Below are 11,839 nucleotides of genomic sequence, written 5' to 3'. Positions count from 1 at the left end.
GGCCGCGAGTCGGCCCCGGCGGCAGATCTGGTGACGAAGGGGAGCTGGTGGGGCGCATCCTGATCGTCGAGGACGAACCGCAGTTGCTGCGCGCGATGCGGATCAACCTGCGCAGCCGCGGCCACGAGGTCCGCACGGCCAGCGGCGGCGCGCACGCCCTGGCCGAGGCCTCCGGCCATCCGCCGGATCTCGTGGTCCTCGACCTCGGGCTGCCCGACATGGACGGCATCGACGTCATCCGCGGCCTGCGCGGCTGGACCCGGGTCCCCATCATCGTCCTGTCCGGCCGGACCTCCGGCCCCGACAAGATCGCCGCTCTGGACGCCGGCGCCGATGACTACGTGACGAAGCCGTTCTCCGTCGAGGAACTGCTCGCCCGTATCCGAGCGGTCACCCGCCGCGTCACGCCCGTCGAGTCCGGCCCGGTCATCACCATCGGCCGCCACCGGGTGGACTTCGCAGCCAAGGCCGTCACCACGCTGCCCGAGGCAACGGCGCCCGAGGCCGCCGGAGCCGAGCCCGCCGCCGGGAGTGACACCGCCGTGGCCGATCGCGATTGCCGCACCGGCGGGCGTTCGCGGGACGACGCGGAGCCGCCGCCCCTTCGCCTGACGCCCACGGAATGGCGGCTGCTGGCGGCCCTGATCCGCGAGCCCGGCAAACTGATCTCCTCCCGGGCCCTGCTCAATGAGGTCTGGGGCGCCGGCCACGCCGACGACACCTCCAGCCTGCGTTTGTACGTCAACCGCCTGCGCCGCAAGCTCGAGCCCGACCCGTCCCGCCCCCGCCACCTCACCACCGAACCTGGCATGGGCTACCGCTACCAGCCCTGACAATCCGGCGTCCGTGGCCGCCGCGGTAGAAAGAACCCACGTCGCATTGTCGCCAGGGCCGCTGAAATGGTTCGGATGTTAGTTCGGTGTGAGAATCGGCGGCCTCGTCGTTAGCTTTCCGTTGGTGTCCGTGACAGTCGCCCTACCTCGTATTTGACTGCAGATGTGAGCCGTCAGTGCGAAAGGCGAGAGGTCGTCATGGATGGGTATCCCGGGGTGCCCGCCGGGTGTCCGGCCGGCGGTGCGGACGATCCCCGCTGCCCGGCGGGGTTGGCCGCGGGACTCGCGTTTGTCGGGCCGTTGGCGATCTGCGGGCTGGCCGGTGCGCTGCCGTCCGTCCCGCCGGTCGCGGTCGAGGTGACGGCGCTCGCCGCGTGGGTCGCGATGCTCGCCTGGGTCGCCCGGGCCGCCGCAGCGGCGCTTTCCGTCGGCTCCGCGGTGTTGTGCCTGAACGCCTTTCGGTTGAACGCGCTCGGCGAACTGGCACCGCATCCGCGCACGGACCTGCCGGTGCTGGGGGCACTCACGGCGGTGTGGCTGGCGGTGTGGGCAGCGCGGGCGGCCGGCCTCCGCATCGCCGCGAGCCGCTCGGCCCTGGCCGCCGTGATCGGTCCGGCGCCGGCGGACCCGGGTGGCGGGCTCGCCGTGCCAGGTGTCCCACGGCAGCGGGTCGTACCGCACCAGGAAACCCACGGATGGTGAGCGGACCGCGCGGAACCGCGCGGAACCGCGCGAAAGGGTGCCGACGGCGCGGGAGTTCGGTGTTAGCGCGCTGTGATAAAACACGGCAGCGCTGTTAGAATTCTGTGAGAAAAACGGGCGCCAGGAGCGGCGTGACGATTGACTCCCACCGACGTGTCCGCCGAGCCGGGAGTCCGATGCGCGCCCTCAGCCCGATTCCGTCACGCAAAGCCGGTTCGCCCCCGGTGACCGCGCCCCCGCCGCCTGCCGGGAGCGGGCATGGTCGCTGACCTGGCCAGGCGGCTGCTCGTCGGGCGGCCGATGCGCAGCGAGCGGCTGGTCGAGACGGCGCTGCCCAAATGGCTCGCCCTGCCGGTGTTCTGCTCCGATCCGCTGTCCTCGGTGGCCTACGCGACCGAGTCGATTCTCGTCGCGCTCGGCGCCGGCGGGCTCGTGCTATACCACGTCGCCCCGTACATCGCGGCCGCGGTCGCGCTGACGCTCGTGATCGTCGTCGCCTCGTACCGGCAGACGGTGCACGCCTATCCGAACGGGGGCGGCGCCTATGCCGTCGCGTCGGAGAACCTCGGGGCCACCGCGGGGCTCTCCGCGGCCAGCGCGTTGCTCGTCGACTACGTGCTGACCGTGGCGGTGTCGGTCGCCGCCGGCGTCGGCAACATCACCTCGGCGGCGCCCGGGCTGGCCGGGCACGAACTGCTGATCGCGCTCGGCTTCGTCGTCCTGCTTATGCTGGTGAACCTGCGCGGGGTGCGGGAGTCCGGGCGGGTCTTCGCGATCCCGACCTACGGCTTCGTCGCCGGCATGTACCTGATGTTCGCCTGGGCCGCGTACAAGGGGCTCGCCGGCGAGCCGATCCGCGCCGAGACCGCTGACTACCAGCTGCGGGCGACGAGCTCCACCACGGGCCTGCTCGCCGTGGTCCTGGTGCTGCGCGCGTTCGCCAACGGCTGCACCGCGCTGACCGGCGTCGAGGCGATCAGCAACGGCGTGCCGGCGTTCCGCCGGCCCCGCAGCCGCAACGCGGCCGCCACCCTCGTGGCCATGGCGGCGCTGGCGGTCAGCATGTTCGTCGGGATCACCATCCTCGCGCTGGTCAGCCATGTGCATATGGCCGGCAGCCGGACCGACTACGTCGGCCTGCCGCCCGGCGCGGCCGTGCCGACCGCGATCTCCCAGATCAGCGCCGCCGTGTTCGGCCGAACGGTGTTGTTCTACTGGAACACGGTGTTCACCGCGGGCATCCTCGTTCTCGCCGCGAACACCGCCTTCAACGGCTTCCCGGCGCTGGCCTCGATCCTTGCCCGGGACCGCTACCTGCCCCGCCAGCTTTACAACCGGGGCGACCGACTGGTGTTCACCAACGGCATCGTGCTGCTCGCGGCCGCCGCGGGGCTGCTGCTGGTCGTCTTTGACGCCAGCACCCAGTCACTCATCCACCTTTACATCCTCGGTGTGTTCGTCTCGTTCACGCTGAGCCAGGCGGGCATGGTCCGGCACTGGCAGCGAGAGCTGCATCGCGGCGACGAGGCCGCGGCGGCCGGAGCGGCCGGGGCGGCCGGGGCGGCCGGGGCGGCGGACCCCGCGCCTCGGCGCCGGATCCGGCGCGCCCAGCTGGTCAACGCCATCGGCGCCGGCGTCACCGGGCTTGTCCTGGTGATCGTCCTGCTGAGCAAGTTCCTCGAGGGCGCCTGGATCGTGGTGGTGGCCATGCCGCTGATCTTCCTGTCGATGCGGGGCATCCGGCGTCACTACGACCGGCTCGCCGAGTCGCTGCGGACGCCCGACCGGATCCAGCTCACCCGGCCGAGCCGCAACCACGTGATCGTGCTGGTGTCCCGCCTGCACCTGCCGACCGTGCGCGCCCTGTCCTACGCGCGGGCGCTGAACCCCTCGACACTGGCGGCGGTGACCGTCGCGGTCTCGCCGGCGGAGGCGGAGGAACTGCTCGACGAGTGGGAGAGTCACGGTCTCGACATCCCGCTGCGCATCCTCGACTCGCCGTTTCGCGAGATCACCCGGCCGGTGCTGGAACATGTCCGCTCGCTGCGCCGCACCGGCCCGCGCGACGTGGTCACCGTCGTCATCCCGGAGTACGTGGTCCACCACTGGTGGCAGAACCTCCTGCACAACCAGAGCGCTCTGCGGATCAAGGCCCGCCTGCTGTTCCAGCCGGGTGTCGTGGTGATCAGCGTGCCCTGGCTGCTCGACCGGCGGCCCACCGACGGTCCGGCGAGCGCGGCTCAGCTCGACCCTGTCATCCACCAGGGGCACCGGGATGGAGCGACGCGGAGTTGAGCAGTCGAGGGTGCGCAGCGTGTCGAACCAGTCGTCGAGGATCGCGACCTTCATGGTTGGCCAGTACCTGGTGCTCCTCGGCCGGCTCGGTCGACTCGCCGTCGAACACATTCAGGTTCGCGGCACCCTTCGCCCGGGCCGGCGAACAGAACGCCCGGTCCGCCGCGGCGTCGCCGGCAGCGGCGGGCTGCGCGGATGGTCGACCCGCGGCTGCCGGCCGGGCGCGTCGGGTATGCCCCGGCGGCCTGCAAACCCCGTAGGAACAGGTCCGCCTGGATGTGGTTGGTCAGCGCGATACCGCTCTTGGGGTCGGTTTCCAGGGCGTACTTCGCCATCGCCGCGAGGTACCGCTTGTGCGCGTCGCCGGCGGTCTCGAAGGGCACGTACGACAGGAACGTCGACAGGTGGGCAAGCGCAACGCCGTACTGGAGGAGAATCCTCGAGTCGTAGGCGCCCGGCGTGAGCACGACCTTGATCTGCGCGCCGCTCTGGATGACGGCCGGCAGGATGGCGGCCCGTTCGGGCACGCTCAGGGCGCCCGGCAACACGTCCGCGCCCGATGTCCTGATGGCCGCCGCGAGCTGCGTCGGGCTGCCGACCGTGCGGTTGTACAGCAGTGGCTGCGGCAGGACCTGGATGCCGGCGCCCGCCACGCCCTGCTGCATCTTGGTGGTGATCTCGGAGGTGGACGCGATCAGGTCGCTGCGCGGGACGATCGCCGTGGTGCCGCCCTGTGCCCTCGCGTACCGGCCGTAGGTGTCCACCGATCCGGAGTCGGTGATGGAGTATCCGGTCACGATCATGTTGCGGTACTTGGTCCAGACCGTCTCCGAGGGCACTGCGAACACCGGGACGCTGTGGTCGCCGAGGTACTGCGCGCTCGCGGAGGCATTCAGACCCGTCTTGAAAACGCTGCCGGTTGCCCGACCGGCCGGCTATCGGTCGAAGTTCCGGACCACGGGTGACGCCTCAGGCGTTCGTCGTCGTCAGTCGGGGAGCCGGTAGGTGAAGACGTCGGCGTCGAAGACGTTGTAGGCGGCGTAGTCGAGCACCTCGTAGAGGCGGGACCGGGTCTGCATCCGTTCGACCAGGCCTGTCTGGGTGCCCTCGTCGCGGATGCGGCGCAGGCCGTCCTCGACGGCTCCCATGGCGAGGCGCAGCAGGGTCACCGGGTAGATGACGACGTTCATGCCGACCGAGGCGAGCTGTGTGGTGGTGAACAGCTCGCTTGTGCCGAACTCGGTCATGTTCGCGAGGATCGGCACGTCGACGGCGCCCCGGACGGCGGCGAACTCGTCGAGGTCCGCCATCGCCTCGGGGAAGATCATGTCTGCGCCGGCGTCGACGTAGGCCTTCGCCCGGTCGAGCGCCGCGTCGAGGCCCTCGATGGCGCGGGCGTCGGTGCGGGCGCAGATGACGAAGTTCGGGTCGCGGCGCGCCGTGACCGCCGCGCGGATCCGGCGGACCATCTCCTGCGTCGGCACGACCGTCTTGCCGTCGAGGTGGCCGCAGCGCTTCGGGTTGACCTGGTCCTCCAGGTGGCAGCCGGCGAGACCGGCGTCCTCGAGGATCTGGATGGTGCGGGCGACGTTCATCGGCTCGCCGAATCCGGTGTCCGCGTCGACGATCGCCGGCAGGTCGCTGACCCGGGCGATCGCGTCGGCCCGGCCGGCGACCTCGGTCAGCGTGGTCAGGCCGATGTCGGGCAGGCCGAGGTCGGCGGAGAGCACCGCCCCGGACACGTAGATCCCCTCGAACCCGAGCTCCTGGATGAGCCGCGCGGACAGCGGGTTGAACGCGCCGGGGAAACGCAGCAGCCCGCCGCCTGCGCCGAGCGAGGCGGCCAGTGCCTCGCGCAGCGCGACCCGCCGGTCGGCGGCCGATGTCTGGGCATGCAACATCGAAAGGTCCTTTCCTGGTCCTCGCGGAACCCGTCGTTCTGGCGAGCCAGTCGGCCCGGCGCGCCCGCGGTGCTAGAAGAGCCCGTCGGCGGACCGGGTGGGCAGCGGCCCTGCGGGCACGAAGGTCAGTGCGCCGAGCTCGCCGGCCCCCAGCTCCGGCAGACGCACCGCGGCGTCGAGGAAGCGGTCCTGCTTCTCGGTCGTCAGGACGCCCGCGGCCAGGCGGCGGAACTTCGCGACGTACTCGGCCCGTCCGAACGGCCGGGCGCCGAGCGGATGCGCGTCCGCGACCGCGATCTCGTCCTCCACCACCGAGCCCTCGGCGAGGGTGACGACGACCCGCCCGCCGAACGCCTTCTGGGCCGGGTCGGTGGCGTGGTAGCGCCGGGTCCACTCCGGGTCCTCGACCGTGGTGATCTTCGGCCAGAGCTCGACCGTGTCCGGGCGGGTGGCCCGCTCGGGGGAGTAGGAGCGTTCGTGGTGCCAGTCCAGGTCCTGCAGGGCGACGGCGAAGATGTAGGGGATCGAGTGGTCGAGGGTCTCCCGGCTGGCGGTCGGGTCGTACTTCTGCGGGTCGTTCGCGCCCGAGCCGATCACGTGGTGGGTGTGATGGCTGGTGTGGATGACGATCGACCGTACCGTCGCCAGGTCGGCGCCGAGCCGGGGGCCGAGGCGCCGCGCCAGGTCGATCAGCGCCTGGCTCTGGTACTCGGCGGAGTGTTCCTTGGTGTACGTGTCGAGGATGCCGCGCTTCGGCTCGCCGGGGCCGGGCAGGCCGACGACGTACTGTGCCCGCGGGCCGTCGAGCAGCCAGGCGATGACGCCGTCCTCGCCCTCGTAGATCGGCGAGGGCGCGCCCTCGCCGCGCATCGCCCGGTCGACGGCCTCGATGGCGATCTTCCCGGCGAACGCCGGCGCGTAGGCCTTCCAGCTCGAGATCTCGCCCTTGCGGGACTGCCGTGTCGTGGTCGTGGTGTGCAGGGCCTGGCCGACGGCCTGGTAGATGGTCTCGGTAGGCAGGCCGAGCAGCGTGCCGAGGCCGGCGGCGGCCGACGGGCCGAGGTGCGCGATGTGGTCGATCTTGTGTGTGTGCAGGCTGATCCCGCGCACGAGAGCCACCTGGATCTCGTAGCCGGTCGCGATACCGCGCAGCAGCTCCGCACCGCCGAGGCCCACGTGCTGCGCGGCGGCGAGGATCGGCGGGATGTTGTCACCGGGGTGGGAATACTCGGCGGCGAGGAACGTGTCGTGGAAGTCCAGCTCGCGCACCGCGACACCGTTCGCCCAGGCCGCCCACTCGGGCGAGACCCGGGTTCCCGGCGCCAGCCCGAACACCGTGGCGCCGGCCCGCCCGGACGGCGGGGTGTGCCGCAGCGCCTGGTCCCGGGCCGCGATGACCGGCCCGCGGTTCAGCGACGCGGCCGCCACCCCGGCGTTGTCGATCACCCGGTTGATGACCATCTCGGTGACCTCCGGGGTCACCTCGACCGGGTCGGACGCGACAGCGGCGATCTTCCAGGCGAGCTGGTCCTCCCGGGCCAGCCGCTCCTCGCTGCGGTACACCCGCACCTTGTGCTCGATCATGCGATCACACCTCTGCTCAGGTCGCGTTACTTCGCGCGGGGCGGGCTGGCGGCTCCCTCGCCGGAGCGCCGGTCCCGACCGATGATCCGCACGGCCGGTGTCCGGCGGCAAGGTCATCGACCTGCCGCGGACCGATCAGACCGGCGTGGCCGACTCGGTGGGCTCGCGGGCGGCGCCGGTGGACCAGCGTTCCTCGATACGACCGAAATACCAGACGGCGAGGGCGACGGCCCAGGCGAGGAGGAACAGGCCGACGATGGCATAGCCGGCGTGGTCGAGGTTGATGGCGGCGATCCAGGCAAGCGGGCCGGACTCGATCCGGAACCGGTCGGCGAGGACGCCGACGAGTTCGATGGTGCCGATCACCAGGGCGACGACCACCGAGATGGCCGTGATCGTGAGGTTGTAGAACACCTTGCGGACCGGGCGCGCGAAGGCCCAGCCGTAAGCGGCGTTCATGAAGACGCCGTCGATGGTGTCCAGGAGACACATGCCGGCGGCGAACAGGATCGGCAGCACCAGGATCGAGTAGAAGGGAAGGCTGAACGCGGCGGCGCCGCCGGCGAGGACGAGCAGGCCGACCTCGGTCGCGGTGTCGAACCCGAGGCCGAACAGCACGCCGATCGGGTAGATGTTCCACGGCCTGGTGACCGTCCTGGTGAGACCGCCCAGGAAACGGTTCATGAATCCACGCGAGTCCAGCCGTCGCTCGAGCTCCTGCTCGTCGTAGCGCCCGGCGCGCATCTCGCGGAAGACCCGGAGGATGCCGAGCAGGGCGGCCAGGTTCAGGATGCCCAGCACCCACAGAAAGACGCCGGAGACGGACGGGCCGATCACGCCGGTGATGGTGTGCAGCCGGGAGGAGTCGACCGAGACCGGGCCGACCAGGGACCTGATGCCCACGCAGAGCAGGAACGAGAGCACGAAGACGATCGTGGAATGGCCGAGGGAGAACCAGAATCCGACCGACAGCGGTCTGCGCCCCGCCCGGCCGCCGTCGGCCTGGCCCGCGATGTTGTCGGCGATGAGCTTGCGGGTGGCGTTGTCCACGGCGGCGATGTGGTCGGCGTCGAAGGCATGGCGCAACCCGAACGTGTATGCCAGGACTCCGACGCCGGCGGTGAACACCGGATGGTCGCCGCCGAGATGGTAGGCATGCGGCGTGACGAGGGCGAACAGGACGACGAATCCGACGGCGTGCAGCAGAACGATGAACGCGGCCATCCCGGCCAGGGATCGTCGGTCCGCGCGGGTGAGGCTGTGGCGGAACTGGGCGAGCCGTGAGGGCAGGGACGCCGCGCCCGCACCAGGGCTTGCGTGAGTCATCAGACGTCTCCTCGCGGCGGCGGACAGCCTGGGAGGCAGGATCCCAACGATGCAACTATGTCGCTGTTGCGACAGTGTTGCAACAGCGACCGCCGTGGCGGTGGACTCGCTGATCCGGACGAGCGGACAAGGAGCCGACGAGCAATGAGGATCAACCTGACCAGCGTCCTGGTCGACGACCAGGCCAAGGCCCTGCGCTTCTACACGGAGGTGCTCGGTTTCGTGAAGAGGACCGAGGTCCCGCTGGGCGAACACCGCTGGCTCACCGTCGTCTCCCCGGATGCCCCGGACGGCGTCGAGCTGTTGCTGGAGCCGGACGTGCACCCCGCGGCCCGTCCGTTCAAACGGGCACTCGTCGCCGACGGCATTCCGTACACCTCGTTCGCCGTCGACGACGTCCATGCCGAGGCCGAGCGCCTGCGCGCCCTCGGCGTCCGCTTCATTCAGGAGCCGACCGAGATGGGCCCCGTCACCACTGCGATCCTCGACGACACCTGCGGAAACCTCATTCAGATCACTCATTACACCTGAGCGGGCGCTCACGCTCAGGAGGCGGCAGGGAACCGCGCTTCGGGCCGCGGGGCTGGTCGCGTCGCGTGGGCGCGTCCGCTACTGGCCGCGTCCGCTACTGGCCGCGGACTCGTAGGTCAGCTCGGGCAGGCCCCGGGCGAGGAAGGTCCCGCCGGCGTCGCGCAGGGCCGGGCCGGCCAGCGCGGCGTACGCCGCGACCATGCTGTCGTCGGTGACTTCCTTGTACACGTTGATCCAGTACGCGGTCACCAGGTCATCGTGTCCTGGACCGCATCGCCCCGAGAATCGCCATCGGCTGTTTCCATCGTGTCGTGCGCCACAAGGCCAACACGGCGTCGGGGTGCCGGTCCGCCTGGATTACCGGTCGGTCGGCAGGTTTGCCGCGGGCGGGGGAGGTCGTGACCTGGCTCACAGCCCAACGGGTTCAAGACTGGCCCGCAGTGTGGGGAGATTGTCGGATGCGATCTTCACGTACTCATCGCCGCATGACCGATCATGCAGATCAACGTGGATCGTGACCTGTGCAAATCACTGTCCCTAAGCTCCCGCGATAGGACTCGAACCTATAACCTGCCGGTTAACAGCCGGCTGCTCTGCCAATTGAGCTACGCGGGACCGGGTGCGGTGAGCACCTGACGTCGTCAGCCTACCTGAGGTTCGGGCCGTCCTGGAGGTGGGGTAGGAATCGACACGTCGGCACAACACCAGCCGGCCGGTCGGTGGCTGGCTGGTCGGTGGCCATCCGTCGGCACATCCCTCGGTCTCCTGGGAGGCACCATGCACATCAGGCCCAGTGTCGTCATCGCCCTCGGGGTCGGCTACGTGCTCGGCGCCCGCGCCGGGCGCGACCACTACGACGCGATCATGCGTCAGGCGCGCGAGGTCCGGGAGCGTCCGGAGGTGCAGAGCGCGGCCGGACTGGTCTCCGCCCAGGCGGGGACGCTCTATCAGCGGGTCAGGGACATGCTCGCGGGCGAGGGCGCCCCGTCCGGGACGCGGCCGTTCCGGCCGACCGGCGCGCACAGCTCGAACGGAGTCAGCTCGGTCGGCGCCCACTGAGCCCTGCCGCGGGCTGCTGGGTGTGAGGACGTCGATCGGTGGGGGAACGTTGAGTGCGTCCGAGCGCCGCGGGGCCCGTCGCGTCGTGCGTGGCGGGAGCGGCGCGGACGAGGCCGTCGGCGGTGGGCCCGCCGCCCTCGGGGCTCTCGTCGAACTGCTCGCCCGGCGGTTCGCCCTCGGGGTCTTCTGGCACCTGCGGGGCGGGTCGTCGTCGTTCCGGGTGTTGCAGGCTCAGCTGAACGCCCCGGAGGCGGGACTGAGCCAACGGTTGCGGGAGCTGCGGGAGGCCGGGCTCGTCGAGGTGGACGAGGTCGGCGAGTATCGTCTGACCGCCCATGGTCGGCGGCTGCAGGGTGTGATCGAGCCGCTGGCGTCCTGGGCGGACGAATGGGCCGCGCTGAGTCCCCGGCAGCGAACCCCCCGGGGTGCCGCCTCGCGTGGTCACGGCGAACCCTGACGTTCGATCCGTGGCGGCCGCGCGGCCGGTGTCGTCCGCCTCGGGGCGGAACCCGTGGCGGGAGTGCGCGCCGGTCTGTTCGGAGCATTACGGACTGATGACGTGTGCTCGACTGGGCGTCGCTACCGGATCACAGCTTGTCTTTTGGTGATCTTAAGCCTTCCTTAGGTCCCGCCAGGTGTGCTGTTCTTTGTCGGGAACGGCGCTCCCCCCGGACGCCGACCGACCAGATGGATCCAGGCTTCACCCGGCGGAGGTAACCCCGACCTCTGGTGGGTCTTCCCAGCCCGGGTCGCGGCCCGTCCCAGCCGCGGCCCGGGCTCATCTTTTTCGGCCGTCGCTTCTCCGGTGCGGCCCGCGGCCAGACGGTCGCCAGCAGGCACGATGACCATCGGCGGAGGCTGCGGCGATGCCGCCGGGTTCGTCCGCCCGGCGCGCCTCGGGACGCTTTCGACGGGATCCGCCAGCCGAGTACTGCGAGTTCGCCGATCCCTCGGTCGACGCTGGGGGATTCCTTGGCCTTGTCCGTCTGAGGCGGGTCCCGATGTCTCCTGCCTGCTGCCCGTACACGGGTCGAGATGGCGCGAAAACCAGTGGTTCGCCAGCGCCGGCAGGTCCGTTTCCGCGCCGACATCTTCAGGGAGCTGCGGCGTGGGCGCCGCGAGGCGTGTGGGGCTGGCTGTCCGCGTTCCAGCGGGGTGGGGAATCCCCTGGTGGCGTGGTGGGGGTGAGCTTGGGGGCTTCTCACGGAATCGCTGGTCGGTGGCGGGTATGCCGGACGCGGCCCGACAGGGAGGGGGCGGAGGCGGGTGCGGAGGTGCTGTCGGTAGTCGAACTGACGGTGCGTTGCCGTCGCTGGCGGGGTGGGCTGACCGGGAGGGCGGCGGTGGTCCTTCTGTACGGCTCGGTGTCGATTTGTCCGTAAAGAAGGACCATTCGGGCCCGTGGACCGGTTCGCCCACCACGCGCGGTCACGGCCGCCGGGTCGGAGGCCGTACGCGGACACGGTCGGCCCGGCCGGGGGCGAGCCGGGTGCCGGCACCGGCACCGCGTGAGCCTGCCCGCGATCCGCGGCCACCTCCGGATCCTCGAAAGAGGGCTTAGTCGCTGAGGAGGTCGCTGTCGCGTTTACACGTCTCCACACCTCCGCG

The 11,839-nt window shown here is 70.8% G+C and carries 11 protein-coding genes and 1 tRNA gene; 6 read left to right on the top strand and 6 right to left on the bottom strand.

Annotated elements, in window-relative coordinates; all coding sequences use genetic code 11:
- The first annotated feature begins 95 nt into the window (after nucleotides 1–95).
- The 3 genes from MXD60_RS27475 to MXD60_RS27465 all read left to right on the top strand — a co-directional run bounded on the left by MXD60_RS27475 (nucleotide 96) and on the right by MXD60_RS27465 (nucleotide 3,830).
- A complete protein-coding gene (locus MXD60_RS27475) occupies nucleotides 96–833 on the top strand; it encodes a response regulator (protein ID WP_283099090.1) in 738 nt (245 codons plus the stop codon).
- A 198-nt stretch (nucleotides 834–1,031) separates the two neighbouring features.
- Nucleotides 1,032–1,535 carry a hypothetical protein gene (locus MXD60_RS27470; protein WP_248822594.1) on the top strand — a complete coding sequence of 168 codons (504 nt, stop codon included), beginning with the start codon at nucleotides 1,032–1,034 and terminating at the stop codon, nucleotides 1,533–1,535.
- A 258-nt stretch (nucleotides 1,536–1,793) separates the two neighbouring features.
- A complete protein-coding gene (locus MXD60_RS27465; protein ID WP_248822593.1) occupies nucleotides 1,794–3,830 on the top strand; it encodes an APC family permease in 2,037 nt (678 codons plus the stop codon).
- Between the two features lie 50 nt (nucleotides 3,831–3,880).
- Here the strand turns inward: MXD60_RS27465 and MXD60_RS27460 are convergent, their stop codons facing one another.
- The 4 genes from MXD60_RS27460 to nicT all read right to left on the bottom strand — a co-directional run bounded on the left by MXD60_RS27460 (nucleotide 3,881) and on the right by nicT (nucleotide 8,641).
- Nucleotides 3,881–4,726 (bottom strand): ABC transporter substrate-binding protein, encoded by an 846-nt coding sequence (locus MXD60_RS27460; protein WP_283099089.1) that lies wholly within the window; start codon nucleotides 4,724–4,726, stop codon nucleotides 3,881–3,883.
- Between the two features lie 90 nt (nucleotides 4,727–4,816).
- Nucleotides 4,817–5,731 carry a methylisocitrate lyase gene (prpB, locus tag MXD60_RS27455; protein WP_248822591.1) on the bottom strand — a complete coding sequence of 305 codons (915 nt, stop codon included), beginning with the start codon at nucleotides 5,729–5,731 and terminating at the stop codon, nucleotides 4,817–4,819.
- 72 nt (nucleotides 5,732–5,803) lie between these two features.
- Complete coding sequence (locus MXD60_RS27450) at nucleotides 5,804–7,315, bottom strand: MmgE/PrpD family protein (protein WP_248822590.1); 1,512 nt, start codon at nucleotides 7,313–7,315, stop codon at nucleotides 5,804–5,806.
- Nucleotides 7,316–7,450: 135 nt separating this feature from the next.
- Nucleotides 7,451–8,641 carry a Nickel transporter NicT gene (gene nicT, locus MXD60_RS27445; protein WP_248822589.1) on the bottom strand — a complete coding sequence of 397 codons (1,191 nt, stop codon included), beginning with the start codon at nucleotides 8,639–8,641 and terminating at the stop codon, nucleotides 7,451–7,453.
- Nucleotides 8,642–8,785: 144 nt separating this feature from the next.
- On the opposite strand from nicT, the gene MXD60_RS27440 reads away from it, so the two are divergent.
- On the top strand, nucleotides 8,786–9,172 hold the full coding sequence (locus MXD60_RS27440; RefSeq protein WP_248822588.1) for a VOC family protein: 387 nt from the start codon (nucleotides 8,786–8,788) through the stop codon (nucleotides 9,170–9,172).
- A gap of 78 nt (nucleotides 9,173–9,250) precedes the next feature.
- On the opposite strand, the gene MXD60_RS27435 is transcribed toward MXD60_RS27440, so the two are convergent.
- Both MXD60_RS27435 and MXD60_RS27430 read right to left on the bottom strand, forming a co-directional pair.
- Nucleotides 9,251–9,421, bottom strand: coding sequence for a DUF1330 domain-containing protein (locus MXD60_RS27435; protein WP_248822587.1), 171 nt, complete (start codon nucleotides 9,419–9,421; stop codon nucleotides 9,251–9,253).
- Between the two features lie 293 nt (nucleotides 9,422–9,714).
- A tRNA-Asn gene (locus tag MXD60_RS27430) sits at nucleotides 9,715–9,787 on the bottom strand.
- A gap of 162 nt (nucleotides 9,788–9,949) precedes the next feature.
- Between MXD60_RS27430 and MXD60_RS27425 the strand changes: the two genes are divergently transcribed.
- Nucleotides 9,950–10,231, top strand: coding sequence for a hypothetical protein (locus MXD60_RS27425; protein ID WP_248822586.1), 282 nt, complete (start codon nucleotides 9,950–9,952; stop codon nucleotides 10,229–10,231).
- 49 nt (nucleotides 10,232–10,280) lie between these two features.
- Entirely contained in the window at nucleotides 10,281–10,688 is a 408-nt protein-coding gene (locus MXD60_RS27420) for a winged helix-turn-helix transcriptional regulator (protein ID WP_518468802.1), read from the top strand.
- Nucleotides 10,689–11,839 lie beyond the last annotated feature (1,151 nt).

Origin of the sequence: Frankia sp. AgB32, assembly GCF_023243045.1 — a bacterium.
Taxonomy (GTDB): Bacteria; Actinomycetota; Actinomycetes; order Frankiales; family Frankiaceae; genus Frankia.
Note: the sequence above shows the minus strand (reverse complement) of the source record. Positions and strands in the feature narration are given on the sequence as shown.

Bases quoted from the DNA above. Each gene is read 5' to 3' on its own strand.
- MXD60_RS27475 (WP_283099090.1), top strand. From the start codon at position 96: ATGCGGATCAACCTGCGCAGCCGCGGCCACGAGGTCCGCACGGCCAGC.
- MXD60_RS27470 (WP_248822594.1), top strand. From the start codon at position 1,032: ATGGATGGGTATCCCGGGGTGCCCGCCGGGTGTCCGGCCGGCGGTGCG.
- MXD60_RS27465 (WP_248822593.1), top strand. From the start codon at position 1,794: ATGGTCGCTGACCTGGCCAGGCGGCTGCTCGTCGGGCGGCCGATGCGC.
- prpB (WP_248822591.1), bottom strand. From the start codon at position 5,731: ATGTTGCATGCCCAGACATCGGCCGCCGACCGGCGGGTCGCGCTGCGC.
- MXD60_RS27450 (WP_248822590.1), bottom strand. From the start codon at position 7,315: ATGATCGAGCACAAGGTGCGGGTGTACCGCAGCGAGGAGCGGCTGGCC.
- nicT (WP_248822589.1), bottom strand. From the start codon at position 8,641: ATGACTCACGCAAGCCCTGGTGCGGGCGCGGCGTCCCTGCCCTCACGG.
- MXD60_RS27440 (WP_248822588.1), top strand. From the start codon at position 8,786: ATGAGGATCAACCTGACCAGCGTCCTGGTCGACGACCAGGCCAAGGCC.
- MXD60_RS27425 (WP_248822586.1), top strand. From the start codon at position 9,950: ATGCACATCAGGCCCAGTGTCGTCATCGCCCTCGGGGTCGGCTACGTG.